This window comes from Pseudomonas sp. KH_027, from assembly GCF_057838565.1.
Genome location: NZ_CM174470.1, coordinates 2,028,848 through 2,051,130 on the forward strand (window position 1 = coordinate 2,028,848; position 22,283 = coordinate 2,051,130).

The following is a 22,283-nucleotide window of genomic DNA, read 5'->3' on the forward strand; positions in this document are numbered from 1 at the left end:
ATGACGAATGTACTTAAGAAAAGCGCCCCGATTGCTAGCCCTGTTCCCAGCGAAGCCGAGCTGATTCAGCGGGCGCGCGATCTGATTCCGATGCTGATGGACAAGGCGGAGTCGGTGGAAACGAACCGTATGGTCTCCAGGGAAACCATTCAGGCATTCGTCGATGCCGGCTTCTTCAAGATTCTGCAACCGGCAGCTTACGGTGGCTGGGAAATGAACCCAGCGATGTTCTACAAGGTGCTGATGGAGCTCGGCCGCGGTTGCTGCAGCAGCGCCTGGAACATGATGATCCTGGGCGTCCACCAGTGGGAATTCGGCACGCTCAACGATCAGGCCTGCGAGGATGTCTGGGGTGACGATGATTCGGTCATCATCGCCTCGTCCTATCCGCCCTTCGGCAAAGTTGTCGAGGTTGAAGGCGGCTACCAGATTAGCGGCACCTGGAAAACGTCCAGTGGCTGCGATCATGGCAAGTGGGGGTTCCTCGGCGGTCTGCGCCGCGATGCCAACGGCAATGTCATCGACCGCTTGTCGATGCTGGTGCCCAGCTCGGCCTGGGAAATCGAAGACGACTGGCACACCTTCGGTCTGGCCGGTACCGGCAGCAAGAGCCTGGTGGTCAAGGAAACCTTTGTTCCCTACCACCGGGTACATAGCCTGATCCGCTACGAAAACAGCGATCGCGGCACCCACTACCTGTTCCCGTTCAATCAGATCTTCTTTGGTGCGGTGTCCGCGCTGATCGTCGGCATGGCCCAAGGGGGTATCGACGAGTACATCCGCCAGATGAGTGTGCGCACCAACACCACTGATGGCGGTGGTGCGGCGCTCAGTCCCTATGTCAAGGATCGGCTGGGCAATGCCGTGGTTCGTGTGCGTTCTGCCCGCGCTCGTCTGCTGCAGATGATGGCCGAAACCAGCGAAGTCGTGGCACGCCACGAGCTGGTACCGACCTACGACCGCGTCCACCACATGCTCGATATCGCCCGTGTCGGCCGCGATTGCGAAGAGGCCGTGATGCTGCTGTTCAAGGCCACCTCGGCGCGCGGCATCTACCTGAATAATCCGCTGCAGCGAATCATGCGCGACGTGATTGCCGCCTCCAATCACATCACCCAGAACGCCGACGACACCGCCGGCATGCTCGGCGCCTACCTCCTGGGTCAGAGCCTGCCGCCGATGGTCTATGGCCTCAATGCGGTGAACATCAACGACTGACTTGCGCTAACAGAACCCCGGTTCTCGCTGTAACACCCGCTGCCGGTGCCAGGCTCCGGCAGCGTTTTAAATAAAAACAAAAGACGGAATACCGTCCCTTTGAGGTGCTAGATGGCCACACTTAACCAGCAGGCATTGCGCCCGGTTCGTGCGTTTGAAAAGACCTTTCGCCTTTCCACTCTCAGCGCTGCCCTGTTGGCTTGCTCGGTACTGCCCGTGCAGGCCTTTCAGTTCGATACTGGTAGCGACGATCTGAAAATTCGTCTCGATACCAACATCAAGTACACCGGTGCCTGGCGGGTAAAGGATCAGCATGATAAGCAGATTGCAGACCGTAACCTGGATGACGGGGACCGCAACTTCGACAAGGGTTCGATGATCAACAACCGTGTCGATCTGTTCTCCGAGTTCGACGTTGCCTACAAGGGTACTGGTGCGCGCGTCAGTGCGGCCGCCTGGTATGACGATATCTACAACAAGAAGAACGATAACGACTCGCCACTCACGGCGAACTCGGTGTCGGTCGAGCATGACGAGTTCACCAACAAGACCCGCGACCTGCATGGCCGCGACGTGGAACTCCGTGACGCCTTTGTCTACAGCGATTTCAGCCTGGGCGGCGACCGCTGGGGCCTGGCGCGTCTGGGCCAACACTCGTTGCTGTATGGCGAAAGTCTGTTCTTCGGCAACAACGGCATTGCCGGCGGCATGCAGCCGATCAACGCCATCCAGGCCCTTTCCGTACCCAACTCGCAGTTCAAGGAGCTGGCCCTGCCGGTGGAGCAGTTCTCCACTGAGTTGCAACTGACCCCGGCGCTGTCGATCGGTGGCTACTATCAGTTCGAGTGGGAGCGCACCCGTATCCCGGCCGCTGGCAGTTATTTCAGTCCGGCCGATCTGCTTGACGGTGGTGGCGAGCGAATTGTGGTTGCTGACATCCCGAATGTGGGCCCTGCGGCTTCCTTCTACCGCACCGACGATATCGAGGCGCGTGACTCTGGCCAGTTTGGCATGCAGATTCGCTACCGCGCCGAAGACATCGGTACCGAATTCGGCTTGTACGCCATCCGCTACCACGACAAGAACTTCCAGGTGCAAGTACGCCCCGGTGCGGGTGTTGGTCCTGGCATGCCGACTGACAAGATCGGCGAATACATGCTGGTGTTCCCGGAAGACATCGAGGCCTACGGCTTCAGTGTCAACAAGGGCGTCGGCGATACCAACGTGGCCTTCGAGGCGTCAATGCGCCGCAATGCGCCTCTGGTCAGCCTGACAGTCGCCGACCTCAGTGCGGTTGCCCCGGTGCCTGTGGCCGACAACAACGACGAAGCGCTGTATGCCATCGGCAAGACCGCTCATGCGCAGATCAACATGATTCGTGTCATGCCGGGCAATGCCTTGTGGGACAGCGCTGTGCTACTCGGCGAGTTGGCCTGGAACCGCACCCTGTCGGTGGACAAGAACCCGCAGAACCTCGATCCGAACAGCACTCGTGATGCAACCGCCATGCGCGTGGCGTTCACCCCGACCTACTTCCAAGTGTTCGATGGCGTGGATCTCAACGTACCCATGGGCTTCGGCTACGGCATCGATGGGCGTTCCTCGGCGGTAGGCGGTTTCAGCCAGGACAAGGGCGGCAACTACAACATTGGTCTGTCCTTCGACTTCATGAAACAAGTCACCGTGGGCCTGAGCTACAACGGCTTCTATGGTCCTTCGGCCCCGATCAACATTGGCGGGATCAAAACTTACGAACAGACCAACTCCGACCGCGACTTCCTTTCGCTCAACGCGTCCTACACGTTCTGAGGAGCAGCTCATGCATAACAATAAGATTCGACATCTCGCTCTCTGTGCCTCACTTCTGGCGCTGAGCATCGCCTCCGCCCAGGCTGCGGTTTCCCCTGCCGAAGCTGCCAAACTGAAGAGCGAGCTGACGCCCATGGGTGCCGAACGTGCCGGCAATGCCGACGGTAGCATCCCGGCCTGGGATGGCGGCTTCACCACGGTTGCCGCCGGCTACAAGCAGGGCCAGCGCAACGTCGACCCATTTGCCGCCGACAAGCCGCTGTACACCATCACCGCGGCCAACCTTGACCAGTACAAGGGCAAGCTGGCTGATGGCGTGCTGCAGCTGTTCAAGGACAATCCGGATACCTTCCGCATTGATGTCTACCCGACTCGGCGTACCGCTGCGGCACCGCAGGCTGTAAATGACCACACCTTCGAGAACGCCACCCGCGCGACCCTGGAAAACGGCGGTCTGACCGTCAAGGGCGCCTTTGGCGGGGCACCATTCCCAGTTCCCAAGAGCGGTCTTGAAGTGCATTGGAACCACATGACCCTGTGGCGCGGCGAGTCCACCGACACCAAGTACAAGGTCTGGACCACCACCACCGAAGGTAAGCGCATCCTCGCCACCGCCGCGGTCGACTACGGTCAGTACCCGTACTACTACAAGGGCGAGTCGTTCGCGAGCATGCCGGATGCCCGCTACATGCTGGCCATCCAGCTGGCGTACGAGCCAGCCTTCCGTGCCGGTGAGGCGCTGATGGTGCATAACGTGCTGGACCACGTGAAGGGGCGCACCCTGTGGCAGTACCTGGCAGGCCAGCGGCGCGTGCGTCAGGCACCGAGCATCAACTTCGATGCACCGAACGCGGTGGCTTCGGGCATCAACTTCGTCGACGAAACCTTCGGCGGTGGCGGCTCCCCAGAGCGTTACGACTGGAAGCTGCTCGGCAAGAAGGAAATGATCATTCCCTACAACAACAACGCCCTGCTGGCCAACAAGGACGAGGCGGTTATGGGCACGCGTCACGTCAAGCCGGAGTTCATGCGCTGGGAGCTCCACCGCGTGTGGGAGGTGGAGTCCACCCTCAAGGCTGGCAGTCGCCATGCCGTGCCCAAGCGCAAGTACTACTACGACGAAGACAACTGGGGCACCGCCATCCTCGATGGCTGGGACGCCGAGGGCACCCTGTGGCGCACCGCGCTGACCACGCCGTTTGCGGCACCGGACATCCCGGCCACGGTGAACTACTGCACCGGCTTCTTCCACGACCATCGTACCAAGGCCTGGATCTACAACTGTGCCCTGGGTGATGCCGGCGACAAGCAGTACGCGATGGCCGAGCGCCGTCCGGACACCTACTTCTCGCCGCAGTCCCTGCTCAGGATGAGCGGCCGTTGAGTTGATGTTCTGTTGTCCGCCACTCGGTTTCGGGTGGCGGACAACATAAATGCGCAAACGGAGTGGTACTGGTGAAAAACATAACAATATCCGTGCTGCTGGCCTTGTCAGCAGTCACTAGCGTGCAAGCCGTATCTGAGCAGCCCGGGGTTCTCCCCGACAGCCTGTCGCAGCCGGCCGTTACTTCCCGCCTTGCCGAGCACTCGATGCTCAGCGATATCACCCGTGCTGGCCAGCGTTTGGTCACTGTGGGTATGCGCGGACACATTCTTTACTCCGATGACGAAGGCAACAGCTGGCAGCAGGCTCAGGTGCCCGTCAGCGTGACCCTCACCGGGGTATGTTTTGCCGATGATCGCCGCGGTTGGGCTGTGGGCCATCGCGGCGTAATTCTGGCAACCGGCGATGCCGGCCAGACCTGGTCGCTGCAGTTGCAGGGCAATCAGATGGCCTCGGCACTCGTCGACGAGACACGTCGCCAGCAGAGCGATCTGCTCGAGAGCGCCGAGATGTTTGTCGCCGACGGGGCCGACAAGCCGTTCCTGGCTGTCCACTGTGCCGGCACGCAGCAGGCCGTCGCGGTCGGTGCCTACGGTCTGGCCTTGCGCACCGAAGACGGTGGCCAGCACTGGCAGCCGTCACTGGCTGCACTGCGCGGTACCGATCAGCGCCATATAAACGCTATTACCGCAGCGCCCGAAGGGCTCTACCTGGCGGGCGAGCAGGGCGGCCTGTATCGGGCTGGCATTGATCTGGCCGCTGTGCAAGTGCTCGCCGAACCTTATGACGGCAGCTTCTTCGGCCTGCTTACCAGCGCCGATGGTGCCCTGATTGCCTATGGATTGCGCGGGCATGTGTTCCGCTGGCAGGGCGGTAATGCCGAGTGGCAACAGATTGCCCTGCAGACCACGCAGAGCCTGACAGCCGGAACCCTGTTGGGCAGCGGCGCGATTCTGCTCGCCGATGCGTCCGGCGCCGGTTGGTACAGCCGGGACGCAGGACGCACTTTCCGGCTGGTGAAGCCCGAGAAGCAGTTTTCCTTCACCGCACTGGCGCCTCTGCGAGACGGCAGCGTACTGGCGGTCGGCCTGCGCGGGATTACCCGCTTCCAGGCCACTGACCTCGAATAACCTGTTTTCAGCCTTCAAGGGCCATCACTATGGGTAGCAAAATATCCGACGGCTTCAAGACAATCGCCTCACTGGCCGACTTTGATCGGCAGTCGGGCAATGTGCTTGAACGCATCCTGTTCAACTACCGTGCTGTGTTTATTACGCTGTGCCTGCTGCTGACCGTGCTGTTCAGTGCTTCAGCCGGCCAGCTGCGCCTGAATGCCAGCTTTCTCAAGACCATTCCGACCAGTCATCCGTTCATCCTCAACTATTTTGCCCATGAGGACGAACTCAAGGGTGTGGCCAACACCCTGCGCATCGCCGTGGCGGTCAAGGGTAAGGGGACGATATTCGACGCCGGTTACATGGAAACCCTGCGCAAGATCAACGACGAGGTCTACCTGGCCCCGGGCGTTGATCGCGCCTTCATGAAGTCATTGTGGACGCCGGCGACCCGCTGGCAGGGCGTGACCGAGTCGGGCTTCGATGGTGGCCCGGTGATTCCGGACGGTTTCCGCGGTAGCGCGCAGGATATGGAAGTGCTGCGCGGCAATATCGAGTTGTCTGGCGAGATTGGCCAGCTGGTCGCCCTGGATTTCCGCTCCAGCATCATTCACGTGCCGTTGCTCGACACTGATCCGGCCACCGGCAAGACCCTCGACTACAAGCAGCTCTCCGACATCCTCGAGAGCATTCGTACGCGCTATCAGCAGGAAGGCGTCGACATCCACATCATTGGCTTTGCCAAGGTGATGGGTGATCTGATCTCCGGCCTCTACGCGGTGCTGGCCTTCTTTGCCGCAGCGGTGTGCATCACCACGCTGATCCTGCTGTATTTCACCCGATGCTGGCGCAGCACCCTGGTCGTGCAGGGCTGCACTTTGGTCGGCGTAATCTGGTTGCTGGGCATGCTGCCGATACTCGGTTACGAACTCAATCCCTACTCGATTCTGGTGCCCTTCCTGGTCTACGCCATTGGCGTTAGCCATGGTGCGCAGAAGATGAACGGCATCATGCAGGACATCGGCCGTGGTACCCACAAGCTGATCGCTGCGCGCTACACCTTCCGCCGGCTATTCGCAGCCGGTATCACTGCCTTGCTGGCCGATGCGGTGGGTTTTGCGGTGCTGACCATCGTCGACATTCCGGTGATCAAGGAGCTGGCGATCATTGCCAGTATCGGTGTCGCCCTGCTGGTATTGACCAACCTGGCGCTGCTGCCGATCACGCTGTCCTATACCGGTGTTTCCCGCCGCGCGGCCAGCCGCCGTTTGGCTGCTGAACAGGCTCGGCACCAGGCTGGCTATCGTCCGGGCAAGGTGATCCGCGTGCTCGATCGCTTCACCCAGGTTCGATATGCCTCCCTCGCCCTCGTGGTCGCGCTCGTGGTCGGTGTCTGGGCCGTGCTCGAGGCGCGTCACCTGCAGGTCGGCGACCTCGATCCAGGCGCGCCGGAGCTGCGTGCCGACTCGCGCTACAACCAGGACAATGCCTTTATCATCGGCAACTACCAGGCCAGCAGCGACGTTTTCGTGGTCATGGTGGAAACCCCGGCGGGGCAGTGTGTCAACTACGCAACCCTGCGGCTGGTCGAAGAGCTGGAATGGCGCCTGCGCCAGTTGCCCGGTGTCGATGGCACCAACTCCATTGCCGGGGTTGCGCGCCGGGTAAACGTCGGCATGAACGAAGGGCTGCTGAAGTGGAACGAGCTTCCGCCCAACCAGCCAATGATCAACGCCGCCGCCAACCGTTCGCCTCGCGAGCTCTTCAACGAGACCTGCGAACTGCTCTCGGTTTACGTCTACCTCAAGGATCACAAGGCGCAGACCCTCAACGGCGTGGTCGAGGTCACTGAGGCCTTCAGTGAAGAGTTCAGTAGCGACCAGGCTCGCTTCCTGATGGCCGCCGGTAACGCCGGCATCGAGAGCGCGACCAATATCGTGGTCAAGACTGCCAACACGCAAATGGTGATTGGCGTCTATCTGGCCGTAAGCCTGCTCTGCCTACTGGCCTTCCGTTCCTGGCGGGCGACTGTCTGCGCGATCCTGCCGCTGATGCTCACCACCTTTCTGGCCGAGGCGCTGATGGTCAAGCTGGGCATGGGTCTGAAGGTCGCGACCCTGCCAGTGGTGGCACTTGGCGTCGGTATCGGGGTGGACTACGCGCTCTACATCATCAGCGTGATGCTGTTTTGGCTGAAGCGTGGCTCCAGTCTGTCGGAAGCCTATTCCCACGCACTGTCCTTCACCGGGCGAGTGGTGGTGTTCACCGGTATCACCCTATCGCTGGGCGTGGTGACCTGGATCGTCTCGCCGATCAAATTCCAGGCCGATATGGGCCTCCTGCTGACCTTCATGTTCCTCTGCAACATGCTGGTGGCACTGGTGCTGGTGCCTGCACTGGCCTGCTTCCTTTTGCAGCCGCGGTATTTCTTCAGGGCTGAGCACGAGGAACTCTGCGAGCACGAGGTGCAGCCAGTTGCCCGTGCGTCTGGGGTAGTCATCAAGCAGGAGGTGCACGCATGAGCCGTAGTGGTATCAGTCTTCCGCATATCCGCGGCGGCGATCTTCCGCTGCCCGCTGCCTGGGCGGCCGTGGAGGCGGCGGTTGCCCACGCATGCCGTGAGGAACTGCAGATCAGTATCGCCGTGCTGGATGCCGGCGGCCACCTGCTGGCCTTTGCAAGGGTTTCTGGCACGCCCTGGCATAGCATCGACCTGGCCATCGACAAGGCTCGTACGTCGGTGTCCTTCGCGCTGCCCAGCAGCACCCTTGGCGACATGATCGACAACGCCAGTGAACGCGTGCGCATGAACCTGCTGCTGCGCCCGGACATCGTCGCCATGGGCGGCGCCTTCCCTCTGCTGATCGACGGCCGGCTGGTCGGCGCCATCGGTGTATCCGGTGCCAGTGAGGAAGAAGACATGGACTGTGCGCAGGCTGGCTGCGCAGCCATTTGCAGCCTGACAGAGCTGCAAGCGGATTTTTCAGGAGAACAACAATGAGTCAATCGACCCTCAATCTCGATCAACTGGGTGACGAGCTGTTCGACGCACTTATAGCGGCGCGCATGGTGGCTCCACTGACCGAGCGCTTCCCGCAACTGACCATCGAGGATGCCTACGCCATCCAGCAGCGCCTGCTCAGCCGTCACCTGCAGCAGGGCGAGCGGATCATCGGCAAGAAGATTGGCGTGACCAGCCAGGCAGTGATGGACATGCTCAAGGTCAACCAGCCGGACTTCGGCCAGCTCACCGACCGTATGGTGGTCAATCAGGGTGCTTCGGTGCCCATGAGTTCGCTGATCCAGCCCAAGGCCGAGGGCGAGATTGCCTTCGTGCTCAAGCATGACCTGGCCGGCCCCGGCATCACTGTGGCGGATGTGCTGCGTGCCACCGAAGGGGTGATGGCCTGCTTCGAGATCGTCGATTCACGCATCCGGGACTGGCAGATCAAGATCCAGGATACCGTGGCGGACAACGCGTCCTGCGGTGTGTTCGTGCTCGGCGACCGTCTGGTCGATCCGCGCAGCCTGGACCTCTATACCACCGGCATGGTGCTGGAGAAGAACGGCCGCATCGTCGGTACCGGCGCCGGCGCCGCCACCATGGGTTCCCCGGTGATCGCCGTGGCCTGGCTGGCCAACACACTGGGCCGCCTGGGCATGAGCCTCAAGGCCGGCGAAGTGATTCTGTCCGGTGCGCTGTCGGCCATGGTGCCGGTGGTGGCCGGTGATCAATTGCGCATGAGTCTGGCGGGCATCGGCAGCTGCTCGGTCCGCTTCGACTGAAATAATTCCGAGGAAATCGCAATGACGAAAAAACTCAAGGCCGCGATCATCGGCTCCGGCAACATCGGCACCGACCTTATGATCAAGATCCTGCGCCACGGCCAGCACATCGAAATGGCTGCCATGGTCGGTATCGACCCGGCATCCGATGGCCTGGCCCGTGCCGCGCGCATGGGCGTGGCAATCACCCACGAAGGCGTGAATGGCCTGGTGCAGATGCCGGAGTTCGCTGACATCGACGTGATCTTCGATGCCACTTCCGCTTCGGCACATATAAAGAACGAAGTCTTCCTGCGCGGCCTCAAGCCGAACCTGCGGATCATCGACCTGACCCCGGCGGCGATCGGCCCGTACTGCGTGCCGGTGGTCAATCTGGAGCAGAACCTCCACGAAACCAACGTCAACATGGTCACCTGTGGTGGCCAGGCGACCATTCCGATGGTGGCCGCGGTATCGCGAGTGGCCAAGGTGCATTACGCCGAGATCATCGCCTCGATCAGCAGCAAGTCCGCCGGTCCCGGCACCCGCGCCAACATCGACGAGTTCACCGAAACCACGTCCAAGGCCATCGAGGTGATTGGCGGGGCGCAGAAGGGCAAGGCGATCATCATCATGAACCCGGCCGAGCCGCCGCTGATCATGCGCGACACTGTGTATGTGTTGTCGGATCTGGTCGACCAGGCCAAGGTCGAGGCCTCCATCGAAGAGATGGCCACAGCCGTGCAGGCCTACGTGCCAGGCTACCGCCTCAAGCAGAAGGTGCAGTTCGACGTCATTCCTGAGTCCGCACCGCTGAACATTCCCGGCCTCGGCCACCTGAGTGGCCTGAAAACCTCGATCTTTCTCGAAGTCGAAGGTGCAGCCCATTACCTGCCGGCCTACGCCGGCAATCTCGACATCATGACCTCCGCTGCTTTGGCCACTGCCGAACGCATGGCGCAGTCGCTGATCCAGGCCTGAGGATACGACCATGACTTTCAATCCCGGCAAGAAACTCTATATTTCCGACGTCACCCTGCGTGACGGCAGCCATGCCATCCGTCATCAGTATTCGATCAAGAATGTGCAGGACATTGCCCGCGCCCTGGACAAGGCCAAGGTGGACTCCATCGAGGTCGCCCACGGCGATGGCCTACAGGGCTCCAGCTTCAACTATGGCTTCGGTGCCCACACCGACCTGGAATGGATCGAGGCGGTGGCCGAAGTGGTTAGCCACGCGCAGATCGCCACCTTGCTGCTGCCTGGCATCGGCACCATCCATGACTTGGACAATGCCTACAAGGCCGGTGCACGCATCGTCCGTGTGGCCACCCACTGCACCGAGGCGGATGTCTCCAAACAGCACATCGAGCATGCCCGCAAGCTGGGCATGGACACCGTCGGCTTCCTGATGATGAGCCACATGCAGACCCCGCAGGGTCTCGCGCAGCAGGCCAAGCTGATGGAAGACTACGGTGCCACCTGTCTGTATGTGGTGGACTCCGGCGGTGCCATGAGCATGCAGGACATCCGCGAGCGCTTCCGCGCGCTGAAGGATGTGCTCAAGCCTGAGACCCAGACCGGTATGCACGCTCACCACAACCTGAGCCTGGGCGTGGCCAACTCCATCGTCGCGGTAGAGGAGGGCTGCGACCGCATCGACGCCAGCCTCGCCGGCATGGGTGCCGGTGCCGGCAACGCGCCGCTGGAAGTGTTTATCGCCGCCGCCGAACGCCTCGGCTGGGAACACGGCACCGATCTCTACACCCTGATGGATGCCGCCGACGACATCGTCCGGCCGCTGCAGGACCGTCCCGTGCGGGTCGACCGCGAAACCCTGGCCCTCGGTTATGCCGGGGTCTATTCCAGCTTCCTGCGTCACTCCGAAGTGGCGGCGGCCAAGTACGACCTGAAGGCCGTGGACATCCTCGTCGAACTGGGCAAACGCCGCATGGTCGGCGGCCAGGAAGACATGATTGTTGACGTTGCCCTCGACCTACTCAAGCAGCGCGCTTGAAGCCAACCCATTTGCCTTGCACACAACACAGGACAACAACATGAGCCGTTTTACCCAGGAAAACACCAGCCACTTCGTTCAAACCGAAGAGTGGAAGCTGCACTACAACGACGCCGGTGAAGGCGAGGTGGTGATCATGCTGCACGGCTCCGGCGCGGGCGCCACCGGCTGGGCCAACTTCCATCGCAACGTCGATGCTTTCGTCGATGCCGGCTACCGGGTGATCCTGCTCGACTGCCCCGGTTTCGGTAGTTCCGATCCGCTGGTTACCGCCGAGCAGCGTTTCGTGGTCAACGCCCGCGCTACTCGTCAGATGATGGACGCGCTGAAGATCGACAAGGCGCACCTGGTTGGTAACTCCATGGGCGGCGGCAGCTCGCTGGCCTTCGCCCGCGACTACCCGGAGCGACTGGACAAGATGATTCTGATGGGCGCCGGTGGCGTTGGTAAGACCAGCATCTTCACCCCGCTGCCGATGGAAGGCATCAAGCTGCTGTTCCAGGTCTACCGCGAGCCGACCTTCGAAAACCTAAAGAACATGCTCAATGTCTTCGTCTACGACTCCAGTGCGCTGACCGACGAGCTGATCGAGCTGCGTCACAGGGCGATCCTGGCCAACCCGGAGCACTTGGCCAACTTCCTCAAGTCGGTTGAGCTGAGCAACTTCAACCTGGGCGATTTCACTAACGACCTGCCCAATATGAAGGCCAAGACCTTGATCACCTGGGGCCGTGACGACCGTTTCGTACCGATCGACTGGAGCCTGAAGCTGCTCAACATGATCCCCAACTCCACCCTGCATGTGTTCAGCAAATGCGGCCATTGGGCGCAGTGGGAACACGCCGATGATTTCAATCGCCTGGTCATCGACTTCCTCAAGCACTGAGGAAAGTAGCAGGCGTCACGCATAGGGGGAGGTGGATTGCCTCCCCCTTTTTTATTTGTATCGATCGGGAATCACCCACGTCATGTCCAGTTCATCGGAATCCAGCCCATCGAGTCCAGGTGTACCGCTTCTGTTGCTGTTGCTACTGGGGGCACTGACGGCCATCGCACCGATGTCCACTGACATGTACCTGCCGGCCTTTCCCAGCATACACAGCAGCCTGGGGCTGCAGACTGGGCAGGTGGAGCTGAGTTTCTCCACTTATTTGGCTGCGCCACTCCGCTCGTGAGTGGACGTAATCATCTACGGTCGAATCTTTCAGTGTGAGAGCTTGGACTCTACCGATTGCTGTCTCTTTGTCTTTCGCTTCAAGCGGTGCACTTTTTCAATAAATTCAGAACAACAAAGGAATGTAGCTATGCATCTTCGCCTGCTATTCACCCTGCTACTCATGTTGCCGAGTCTGGTCTCCGCTGGCCTGTCCGCCGATCACCTACAAGTCATCCGCACCCAAGCCTTTAGCGTATGTAGCAACCTGCTGGTCTATTACAACCCCAATCTGGACGGTAGCGACCCGCTCCATGCCGAGCGCTACCGCCAGAGCCTGCAAAAGTTGCAGCAACTGTTGGTGAAGGAGAAAGACTCCGCATTGACCCAGGCTGCTGCCGAAATGCGCGCGCAAGTCGCAGGACTGGAGCGTCTGCCGCCCAACAAAGCCGAATTCTATCCCAACTGGATTACTCCACTGCTAGAGGCCCATGCCCGACTCGATCTGGAGGCTGCCAGCCTTTACGCCGCAGCGCCTCCAAGCGAGCAGCGAGTGCTAATCCTGCATCGCCTGAACCTTGATATCGAACGCCTGCTACTGCTCTACCAGACGCGAACTTTCGGCTTGCTCGCCGTGTATGTGTTAAAGGTGGACGACGACACATTTCCACAACTGGACAGGCAGATTCTTCAGGAGTTTGCCGATCTCAATGAACAGTGGCCCGAGCATTCTGCCGAACTAGAGAAGCTAAAGCACAAGTACGATTTCATTCGTCCCCGCTTGTTACAGCATGATCAGGCCTGGGTCCCAGGCAGCGCCGCCTACTACTTGGGACAAATCACCAATAGACTGGCACAACTCGGCGCTGAGTAAGACCGCTATACCCGCAGCTCCTTATCGCACCCTCGGCCAACCGCGCATCGAACGGGCTAAACTGATGCTCGCTCTGTCGTAGCTTTTGATCGTGCGATGCTCATGTGTATTGGGGGCGGCGGTCTGTCGGTGGTCTTCTAGACAGTTATAACCCGTCGAGCAGAGCATTCTACCCGGCTTGTTTGAGTGACCTTCTGATTGTCGAAGTGCGCAGTCTGCCGCTAGTAATCATCCAATCTGGCCAGCAGCCACAATGGATGACTTCGCGAGTCGGTATATGGCGAAGGGGGCTACACAGCATCAAGTGCCCATGAATGCCCAGCCATCCATGGCCGGTTGTTCGTCGGAGTAAGCATGCTTAGCCAATTTCCGGCTCAACCATTGTAACTCCCTACAAGAACGATTCGATCTCAGACGTTTTGCGGGGCTGTATGGGCGCCTTGGCTTCAGCGAGACGTCATGGCCAAGCGCAGAGCTTTCTTGAACACTTCCATCTCGCCCTCGGTCAGAGCACTGAAGATATCTTCTTGGGCTTTGCGCACGGTATTCCACAGATCTTCCAGCTTGGTATGCCCGGCAGGGGTCACTTTGCGCTGATCGTCACTGATCTGCAGGTAGCCCTTGCCCTGCAGGGTGGCCATCGCTTCCTCCACCTCGCGTGCCGGCATTGACACAGCTTGCTGCAACTCACCCAGGCAAGCGTTCGGGGCGCTGTCGAGGACCATCAGCAGACGTGATTCACTGTTACGCAGGCCCAGTGATAGATGCTGCTGGACAAAGCGCGGGTGACTGGCGTTGACCGCCTGGATCATCAGGTAGAACAAGTTGTCGCCCAGCTTGGTATTGAGCATGTTGCTGGACTCGGAAGTGTCTGTGCTTTCCGGTTTTCGCCCGCGTGGATGCGGCAGCACCATGGCATAGCCGCCTTGGTGGTAGACCAGCGGCGAGCGGCCGTAATCTTCAAACTTCTCCACCTTGCCGATCATGATCCAGTGGTCGCCAGCATCCACATGCTGGTAGTTGGCGCACTGGAAGTTGCCCGAGCAATCGTTGAACTGCGGTGCGCCGCCGAGACCACTGTCGTGCTCGATGCCGTCGAATTTGTCTTCTTGGGGGCGGGCGAAATGATTGGACAGAGCAATCTGGTCCGAAGCCAGGATGTTGACTGTGAAGTGGTTGGCCGCCTGGAATACTTCCCAGGCGCTGGAGCGTTTGTCCAGGCTCCAGAGAATCAGCGGCGGCTCCAGTGACACCGAGTTGAAGCTGTTGGCGGTGACGCCCACCTTGCGACCATCTGGCCCGCAGGCGGTGACGATGGTCACGCCTGAAGCGAAGTTGCCCAGGGCGCGGCGGAATTGGCGAGGGTCCAGAGCAGTGTCTGCGCTAGTCATAGGGTTCTCCGCAGATCCATGAGCGCAAAGCGGGCCGGATCCATGTTGTGTGTAGGTCGAGTCATCCTATCAACTTGGGTCGGGGCTTCATCGGCGTTAAACCGAAAGCGCCTTTCAATTATTTTGTCTGGTGCCATCCGGAAGGGTTGGTAGCGTGGGCAGCCTAGCCTCATTACAACCAGGACAAGGGAATTGTGTATGTACAAGCTTGCAAGCGCTTTTGTTGGGCTGACCTGTCTGGTGGCCGGCTCCATTACCCATGCCGCTGCACCGTCTTGCGATGCCGGTAGCGGATACCAGCCGGTGTGCGGCATTGCTCCGCCGGAAGACCTGGAGCTGTCGCCGGATGGTCGTTACCTGTTCATGAGTATCACCCCGGGTCTGGCTGGGCAGCACAAATCGCGTTTGCGGATCATGGATCTGGCTACGCAGCAGGCCCGTGACTTGCCGCTCTCTGTCGCTCCTCAAGCAGGCTGGGGGGAGGAGGGTTGTGCGGCGCCGGACAAGCCGTTGGGTGCACATGGTATTCACCTGTCCGCACGCGTCGATGGTCACCAACAGCTGCTGGTGGTCAACCATAACGGGCGTGAAGCCATCGAGTTTCTCGAGCTCAAGCCGGTCGATGACGGCTGGGCGGCGGTCTGGCGTGGCTGTGTCGAGCAGCAGGGCTTAGGGCGGTTCAATGATGTGGCCGCCACGCCGGCTGGTGGTCTGGTTGCTACCGTGATGTTCGAGTCAACCAGCATGGCGCCACCGCTGCCGCTTGAGCAGTTGCTCGATGGTCGTGACACCGGCTATTTGATGACCTGGGCGCCCGGCCTGCCGCTTGCCAAGGTCGAGGGTAGCGACGCGCCGTTCCCAAATGGCGTGCAGCTAAGTGCCGACGGCCGCCAAGCCTGGTTCGCCGCCTGGACGGCAAAGGAAGTGCGGCAGTTTGACCTGCGGCAAGGGCGTACCCTGCAGCGCATCGCCCTGGACTTCATGCCCGATAACCTCAGCTGGACGGCGAATGGACAGTTGCTCGCCGCCGGTATCGAAGACCCGAAAGTCTTCAACGCCTGCTTCAAGGCCAGGGATGAACACTGCGCAAGTGCCTTCCAGGTGGCGGCGATAGATCCTAAGCGGGCCACGGCCCATGTCTTGTTCAAGGCGCCGCCGGGGCTGTTGGCGGGTGCTTCGGTGGCGCTCGAGGTCGGGACGAAGCTGTACGTCGGGGCCTATACCGGCGATCGACTGCTTAAGCTTGACGGGATGCTGGAGTCCGCGCGCCAAGGGCGTGCGTCGAGCCTAAATCAATAACCAGGAGTCAATCATGATGCGCTTGCCTGGCGTACTCGCGGCCGTGCTGGTCGGGGCACTGCTGCCACTGTGCAGCTCGGCCGCCGAGACTCGGCCGAATATCTTGCTGATCGTTGCCGATGACCTGGGCTATTCGGATATCGGCAGCTTCGGCGGCGAGATCGAGACGCCGACGCTCGACCAACTGGCCGCCGATGGGCTGCAGCTCACCAGCTTTTACGCCGCGCCCGCCTGCTCGCCAACGCGCTCGATGCTGATGTCGGGGACGGACAACCACCTGGTCGGGTTGGGTAGCATGGCCGAGGTACTGTCTTTCTCCCCGCGCCTGCAGGGCCAGCCGGGCTACGAAGGCTATCTCACCGAGCGCTCGCACTCGATGGCTCAGTTGTTCAAGGACGGCGGTTACGGGACCTTCATGGTGGGCAAGTGGCATTTGGGCCTGCGGGATGAGCAGGGACCGCAAGCCCGTGGCTTCGACAAGTCCTTCGTCCTATTGGATGGCGGGGCGACGCACTTCGCGCCGCGGCCGAGCTCCAAACTGCGCGTCGAAAAAGTCTCCTACCGGGAAGATGGGCAGCCGGTGCGAGTGCCCGATGACTTCTACTCAAGCGATTTCTACACCGATAAGCTGATTAACTACATCGAGTCCGAGCGAGACAGCCAAAAGCCATTCTTCGCTTATGCCGCCTATACCGCCCCCCACTGGCCGGTGCAGGCGCCAGACGCTTTCATCGCCAAGTACAAGGGTCGTTATGACCGAGGGTATGCGGCCACCCGCGAAGCGCGACTGGAGAACCTGAAGAAGCTCGGGCTGATCGCTCAGGACTTCAATCCCGCAGCCTTGCTGCCGGATGCCGCGGGGGCCCAGTGGCAAGGGCTCAGCGCCGAGCAGCGCAAGTTCGAAGCCCGTAAGATGGAGGTCTATGCCGCCATGGTCGACAACCTCGATCACAACATCGGGCGTCTGCTCGACTATCTGAAGCGCACGGGGCAGTACGACAACACGCTGGTGTTCTTCATGTCGGACAACGGCGCGGCGGGCGAGGATCACAGTAAAGGCTATTCGCCGAATACCGCCGGCACCGACAACAGCTACGGGAACATCGGCCGTCGCCAATCCAATCTCAGTTACGGCCTGCGCTGGGCGGAGGTCAGTGCCACTCCATTTCGCCTGTTCAAGGGCACCACCGCCGAAGGGGGCATCAGCGTTCCCGCCATCGTGCGCCTGCCCACTGATCGGGGTCGTCATGGCCTACTAGATAAGCCGCTCAGGGTGGATGATCTGCTGCCAACTTTCCTCGAGCTGGCTGGTATACCGGATCCGGGGAGCAGTTATGGCGGCAAACCCAAGTTGCCGATTAGCGGCCGCTCCATGCTGCCTCTGTTTGCGAGCCCTGCTGAGAGCTTGGGGGATGCTCAGGCGTTGATGGTGGGCGAGTTGTTCGGTCAAGCCTATGTGCGTAAGGGCCAGTGGAAGCTGCTGACAGCCGAGGCGCCGCGAGGTTTGCCGTTACTGGATAAACCGTATGCCTGGCAGCTGTTCAATCTGGCGCAGGACCGGGGTGAAACCACAGATGTAGCAGCCGAGCATCCCGAACTGGTGGCTCAGCTACAGAGCGAGTGGGACGCGTATGTGAAGCGGGTAGGTGTTATCGAGCCATTGGCTAGGTGAAGTTGTCGCGAGGTGTTTGTCTGCTGCCGTTCAGCAATCTGATCAATGTGAGGCACAGCTCAGCGTCAAGGAGGGGTCAAAAAGGTTGCGTGACTTTTGCGTGACTCTCTCACGCACCAATAGGCATTCATGGGCATCAAGTTGCAGCGAGCGCCCGAGATAGACCGCTTGGTTACTGGGTTTGCACGATTACAGCGTGCATGGGGTGCTAGGGGTCGAGTGTTCGAATCACTCCGTCCCGACCATATTCTTCAATGACTTAGCCCGGTTCGGAAACGACCGGGCTTTTTCATGCTCAGAAAAAACCCCTACTTATACCCCTACCGAGAAGTTCGCCTTGAACTGGCTTCTGCATGCCTGGGCGTGAGTCGTGATTTCCTCGTAATTTTCGCTGGAGTGCGCGCCTACTAAGCAAGTCGTTCTGGGGTGACTTAGCGTCTTCTTCGGCGCTTCTTTGATCGCTTTCTCTGCGATGATTTCTCGGTGCCCACCGTGCTGGAGGCTGCCTCTTGAGTGTGAGGCTTGTCCTCAGGAAGTGATGAGTGTGTTTCCTGGGGGCACTCAGGCGTATCTGTGCTGCTTGTGGCTGGGGGCACACTGCTCGTTGTGTCGATGCTTTCGATTGGCGTCGGGGAGGGCGTTACGAGGCTTTCTGCTTGTCGCCTTGCAGCGGGCGCGCTGTGTTGATCATCGTTCACGCATTCACTGCTGGCTTTACTGGCTGCTTCGGCCATTCTCTTTCGCATCGACTCGCCGGTAAGGTGAAATTTCTGCCGGGCGTATGCCGGTCGGTCAAGAAGCCTCAGGGCGTGTTGGTTGTCGTAGATAGTGTCAAACCACTTTTCGGATGGTTGATATCTGGACTCGCCCCGGCTTGCCGCGACATACCTGCAGCTTGATCACCATTGCCATGAGGAGATTTTGGCCAATCTCGAAGCGAGGAAGTCTTCTTTTGCGACCCAAACCCTGGGGCAATAGGCTCAGGCAGTACAGGGGCGGCGCATCCTAGGCGCTTTCCCTTGCAATCAGTTGACAGGTCAGTTGATTGAGGTGGGCAGAAGGTTGCTCCGCAGTGATCACGCCGAGGCTTTCCAGTACGCGCAGGGCCGCGATCTCGCCAATCTGCAGGGCGGGCGGTTTGATCGTGGTCAGGCTGGGCAGCAGCATTTCGGCGAAGGGGTAGTCACCAAAGCCCATCACTGCGCAATCGTCCGGCATCTGCAAACCAGCACGTTGGGCTGCGAGCAGGCCACCGGCGGCAAGGTTGTCGTTGGCGAAGATGATGGCATCGGGCCGTGGGGTGCGGGCCATTAGGGTTTCCATCGCCTGCTTGCCGGCCTCGAAGGGCGCGCTACCGATTTGCGGCACGAAGACCCAGGGCTCGTGGCCAGCCTCGCGCAATGTAGCGGCATAGCCATCGCGGCGCTCCAGGGCGCTGAGGTCACCGGCGGCACTGTTCTGCACGAAGGCGATACGCTGGTAGCCCTTCTCAAGCAGATAGCGAGCGGCCATGGCTCCCACCTCGTGGTGCAGGAAACCAACCTGGACCGGCGTGCGCTCCGGCTGGTAGTCCCAGATCTCGACGATTGGGATGTCCGCTTTGGCCAGCATTTTCTCGGTACCGGCGCTATGAAAGTGGCTGGTGACCACCAAGGCGGCGGGCGACCAGCCAAGGAAGGCGCGTACCGCGCTTTCTTCCTGCTCTTCGGAGAAATAGCTGGAAGCCAATAACAATTGATAGCCATGGCAGGCGAGGGTGTCGCTGAAACCCTGAATGGTATTGGCAAAGATCGGCCCGGAGATGTTCGGGATCACCATGCCGACAATCCGCCCACGTGCGGAGGCCAGGCTGCCAGCCAGCAGGTTGGGTACATAACCCAGCTTGGTTACCGCCGCACCGATACGCTGGCGCAGGTCGTCGGAGACCTGTTCGGGGTAATTGAAGAAGCGCGAAACCGTCAGTGCCGAGACGCCGACTTCGCGTGCCACATCGCTCAACGTTATACGGCCTGCACCGCGGCGTTTGCGCGCCGGTGGAAGGTTGCTCATGGCGTCCCCTTATGAGTTAACGGTTATATAAAAGTAATTTTTAATTATTTGACGCTCTATTGTTGGCGCTATGATACTGCAGATGTTAGCGCTAACAATGTAGCTTGTCCGCACCAAGATCTGCCACTCGCACGAGCGAGACCAGCACGGGCAAGGCGATATATGGCCGGTTCGTGAACGGGCCCATTCTGGTCTCACAAGGCAGAGCAAGAGCATGAAAACAAGCAACCGCGTGGCCGCCGCTGATGCCGGCCAATCACGTTTCGGCGGGTCTCGCAGCCCGCTGGCCCTGGCTGTACTTCTGGCCACACTGGGCAGCCAGGCCTGGGCTGAACAAGCCCCCGCGACTGCTGGGCAGACTAAGTCCGATATACAGGCTGAACCGGTACTGAGCAACGTGACGGTGACGGCCACACGCCGTGAAGAATCGTTGCAGAAAGTACCGGTAGCCGTGTCGGTGGTCGACGGCGAGCAATTGGAACGCGACAACCGCAACAACGTGGCGAGCATCGTGCAGCAGGTGCCGAGTCTCAACTACCGCACCGGTGCCTCGAACAAGGACACCTCGCTGTTCATCCGTGGCGTGGGTACCATCTCCACTTCGCCAGGCGTCGAGCCGACCGTGGCCACCGTGGTCGATGGCGTGGTGTTCGGCCGGCCCGGCCAGTCCACCCTGGATCTGCTGGACCTGGAGCGCATCGAGGTGTTGCGCGGCCCGCAGGGCACGCTGTTCGGCAAGAACGCCTCGGCCGGTGTGCTGAACGTCGTGTCCAAGGGTATCTCCGAGGAAACCCGCGGCTATGTCGACTACTCGCACTTCGGCGGCGGCAACGAGAACCGCCTGCGCTTCGGCATTGGCGGTCGCCTGACCGATAGCCTCAAGGGCTCGTTGAGCACCCTGCTGGGCAAGTACGACGGCAATGTCGAGAACGTGAATAACGGCCACGACGTCAACGGCTACGACCGCAAGGGCGTGCGCGGTAAGCTGGAGTTCGAACCGAACGAAGACTTCAGATTCATCCTTATCGGCGACCACTCCGACGGCGACGACACCATCCCCAGCGGGGTGATCATCTCCACCACCTCGCCGGCCTTCGCCGGTTCGCTGCAGCCGGTCAACCCGAGCACGCACAACCGCGAAATCAACAGTGACTACAAGACCCACGTCGAAGATCAGAACAGCGGCCTGTCCGGCCAGGCCGACTGGCAGCTGGGCGACTTCACCCTGACCTCGATCACCGCCTGGCGCGGCTGGGACAACACTCAGTATCAGGATGGTGACCGTCTCGCTGTCCTGCCGCTGACTGCCTCTCACGACAAGGGCGAAGTGGACTACGACCAGTTTTCCCAGGAATTCCGCCTGACCTCGCCCAAGGGCGAGTTCAACGAATACGTGCTAGGGGCTTTCTACATGCACGGCAAGTCGGACGAGACTTACCAGCGTCTGTCGGTCAACGGCGGCGTGGCCAACAACGGTCGCGCCGACTACAGCGTGAGCAACGACAGCGTGGCTCTGTTCGGCGAGAACACCTTTAACTTCACCGAGGATTTCCGCGGCCTGCTCGGCCTGCGCTGGACCCACGACGACGTCGAATACGACCACCGCCGTGTGTCCACCTCGGCCACCGCCATCACCGGTATCCAACCCACGACCAGCAGTTCCGGCTCGGTGGACGAAGACGGCTGGAGCGGCCGCACCGGCCTGCAGTACGACTTCAGCGACAACCTCACCGGTTACGCCACCTATTCGCGTGGCTACAAGGGCCCGGCCTACAACGTGTTCTTCAACATGCAGCCGCGCGACACCGCCGCACTCAAGCCGGAGACCTCCGACTCTTATGAAGTCGGCCTCAAGAGCGTGGCCTGGAACAAGCGCCTGACCGCCAACCTGGCCGTGTTCCACACCGACTACGACGACTACCAGGCGAACTTCTTCGACACCGTGGCCAACCAGGTGGTGACCCGCCTGATCAACGCCGGCAGCGTCAAGACCCAGGGCGTCGAGCTGGACTACAGCCTGCAGGCCACCCGTCAGCTGAAGTTCTCCGGTGCCGTCGCCTACACCAAGGCGCGCATCGACCACTTCAACTGCCCGACCGGTGCGGCGGCAACCTGCGACATCGATGGTGGTCGCCTGCCCTTCACCCCGGACTGGAAGAGCTACGTGCGCGCCGACTACAGCATCCCGCTGGACAACGGCCTGGATGTCGAGCTGAGCAGCGATTACAGCTGGCAGGATGAGGTGCAGTTCAGCCTCGACCAGAACCCGGCCACCATCCAGGGCGCTTACGGCATCTGGAACGCCAGCCTGGCCCTGGCCGACTACAACCAAGGCTGGCGCGTGGCGCTGCTCGGCAAGAACCTCGCCGACAAGTCCTACGCCCAGGCCCTCGCCAGTGGCGGCACGTATATCTACCGCTCGGTGCCGCGTGACGACGAGCGTTACTTCGGCGTGCAGCTGCGCAAGGAATTCTAAGCCGAAACGCCCTACACAGTGATTCCTGCGTGCAGCCCCGCACGTGTCGCCGCAGAGCGAC

The 22,283-nt window shown here is 60.7% G+C and carries 16 protein-coding genes; 14 read left to right on the plus strand and 2 right to left on the minus strand.

Features of this window, described 5'->3' with window-relative positions; all coding sequences use genetic code 11:
• The 11 genes from AC3IYG_RS09585 to AC3IYG_RS09635 all read left to right on the plus strand — a co-directional run bounded on the left by AC3IYG_RS09585 (position 1) and on the right by AC3IYG_RS09635 (position 13,335).
• Positions 1-1,218, plus strand: a complete 1,218-nt coding sequence (locus tag AC3IYG_RS09585; protein WP_489313531.1) for an acyl-CoA dehydrogenase family protein — start codon at positions 1-3, stop codon at positions 1,216-1,218.
• A 111-nt stretch (positions 1,219-1,329) separates the two neighbouring features.
• Positions 1,330-3,027 (plus strand): DUF1302 domain-containing protein, encoded by a 1,698-nt coding sequence (locus tag AC3IYG_RS09590; RefSeq protein ID WP_489313532.1) that lies wholly within the window; start codon positions 1,330-1,332, stop codon positions 3,025-3,027.
• A 10-nt stretch (positions 3,028-3,037) separates the two neighbouring features.
• The gene (locus AC3IYG_RS09595; protein ID WP_489313533.1) at positions 3,038-4,411 is read left to right on the plus strand and encodes a DUF1329 domain-containing protein; all 1,374 of its coding nucleotides are present in this window, start codon (positions 3,038-3,040) and stop codon (positions 4,409-4,411) included.
• A 122-nt stretch (positions 4,412-4,533) separates the two neighbouring features.
• A complete protein-coding gene (locus tag AC3IYG_RS09600) occupies positions 4,534-5,541 on the plus strand; it encodes a WD40/YVTN/BNR-like repeat-containing protein (RefSeq protein ID WP_489313534.1) in 1,008 nt (335 codons plus the stop codon).
• Between the two features lie 29 nt (positions 5,542-5,570).
• Positions 5,571-8,048 carry an efflux RND transporter permease subunit gene (locus tag AC3IYG_RS09605; RefSeq protein ID WP_489313535.1) on the plus strand — a complete coding sequence of 826 codons (2,478 nt, stop codon included), beginning with the start codon at positions 5,571-5,573 and terminating at the stop codon, positions 8,046-8,048.
• Positions 8,045-8,527 (plus strand): GlcG/HbpS family heme-binding protein, encoded by a 483-nt coding sequence (locus AC3IYG_RS09610; RefSeq protein WP_489313536.1) that lies wholly within the window; start codon positions 8,045-8,047, stop codon positions 8,525-8,527. The genes AC3IYG_RS09605 and AC3IYG_RS09610 overlap by 4 nt, the downstream gene beginning before the upstream one ends.
• A complete protein-coding gene (gene dmpE / locus AC3IYG_RS09615) occupies positions 8,524-9,312 on the plus strand; it encodes a 2-oxopent-4-enoate hydratase (RefSeq protein WP_489313537.1) in 789 nt (262 codons plus the stop codon). Before AC3IYG_RS09610 ends, dmpE begins: the two co-directional genes overlap by 4 nt.
• 21 nt (positions 9,313-9,333) lie before the next feature.
• The gene (locus AC3IYG_RS09620; RefSeq protein WP_489313538.1) at positions 9,334-10,272 is read left to right on the plus strand and encodes an acetaldehyde dehydrogenase (acetylating); all 939 of its coding nucleotides are present in this window, start codon (positions 9,334-9,336) and stop codon (positions 10,270-10,272) included.
• Positions 10,273-10,282: 10 nt separating this feature from the next.
• Complete coding sequence (gene dmpG / locus AC3IYG_RS09625; RefSeq protein WP_489313539.1) at positions 10,283-11,308, plus strand: 4-hydroxy-2-oxovalerate aldolase; 1,026 nt, start codon at positions 10,283-10,285, stop codon at positions 11,306-11,308.
• 40 nt (positions 11,309-11,348) lie between these two features.
• The gene (locus tag AC3IYG_RS09630; RefSeq protein ID WP_489313540.1) at positions 11,349-12,194 is read left to right on the plus strand and encodes an alpha/beta fold hydrolase; all 846 of its coding nucleotides are present in this window, start codon (positions 11,349-11,351) and stop codon (positions 12,192-12,194) included.
• A 418-nt stretch (positions 12,195-12,612) separates the two neighbouring features.
• Positions 12,613-13,335, plus strand: coding sequence for a hypothetical protein (locus AC3IYG_RS09635; protein WP_489313541.1), 723 nt, complete (start codon positions 12,613-12,615; stop codon positions 13,333-13,335).
• 446 nt (positions 13,336-13,781) lie between these two features.
• Here the strand turns inward: AC3IYG_RS09635 and AC3IYG_RS09640 are convergent, their stop codons facing one another.
• A complete protein-coding gene (locus tag AC3IYG_RS09640; RefSeq protein ID WP_489313542.1) occupies positions 13,782-14,726 on the minus strand; it encodes a p-hydroxyphenylacetate 3-hydroxylase reductase component in 945 nt (314 codons plus the stop codon).
• Between the two features lie 198 nt (positions 14,727-14,924).
• Here AC3IYG_RS09640 and AC3IYG_RS09645 point away from each other — a divergent pair, with 198 nt between their 5' ends.
• Together AC3IYG_RS09645 and AC3IYG_RS09650 are read left to right on the plus strand one after the other, a co-directional pair.
• The gene (locus tag AC3IYG_RS09645; RefSeq protein ID WP_489313543.1) at positions 14,925-16,025 is read left to right on the plus strand and encodes an SMP-30/gluconolactonase/LRE family protein; all 1,101 of its coding nucleotides are present in this window, start codon (positions 14,925-14,927) and stop codon (positions 16,023-16,025) included.
• A 13-nt stretch (positions 16,026-16,038) separates the two neighbouring features.
• Positions 16,039-17,697 (plus strand): arylsulfatase, encoded by a 1,659-nt coding sequence (locus AC3IYG_RS09650; protein ID WP_489313544.1) that lies wholly within the window; start codon positions 16,039-16,041, stop codon positions 17,695-17,697.
• Positions 17,698-18,702: 1,005 nt separating this feature from the next.
• On the opposite strand, the gene AC3IYG_RS09655 is transcribed toward AC3IYG_RS09650, so the two are convergent.
• Entirely contained in the window at positions 18,703-19,746 is a 1,044-nt protein-coding gene (locus AC3IYG_RS09655; protein ID WP_489313545.1) for a LacI family DNA-binding transcriptional regulator, read from the minus strand.
• A gap of 214 nt (positions 19,747-19,960) precedes the next feature.
• Here AC3IYG_RS09655 and AC3IYG_RS09660 point away from each other — a divergent pair, with 214 nt between their 5' ends.
• Complete coding sequence (locus tag AC3IYG_RS09660) at positions 19,961-22,222, plus strand: TonB-dependent receptor (protein ID WP_489313546.1); 2,262 nt, start codon at positions 19,961-19,963, stop codon at positions 22,220-22,222.
• The last annotated feature ends 61 nt before the right edge of the window (positions 22,223-22,283 follow it).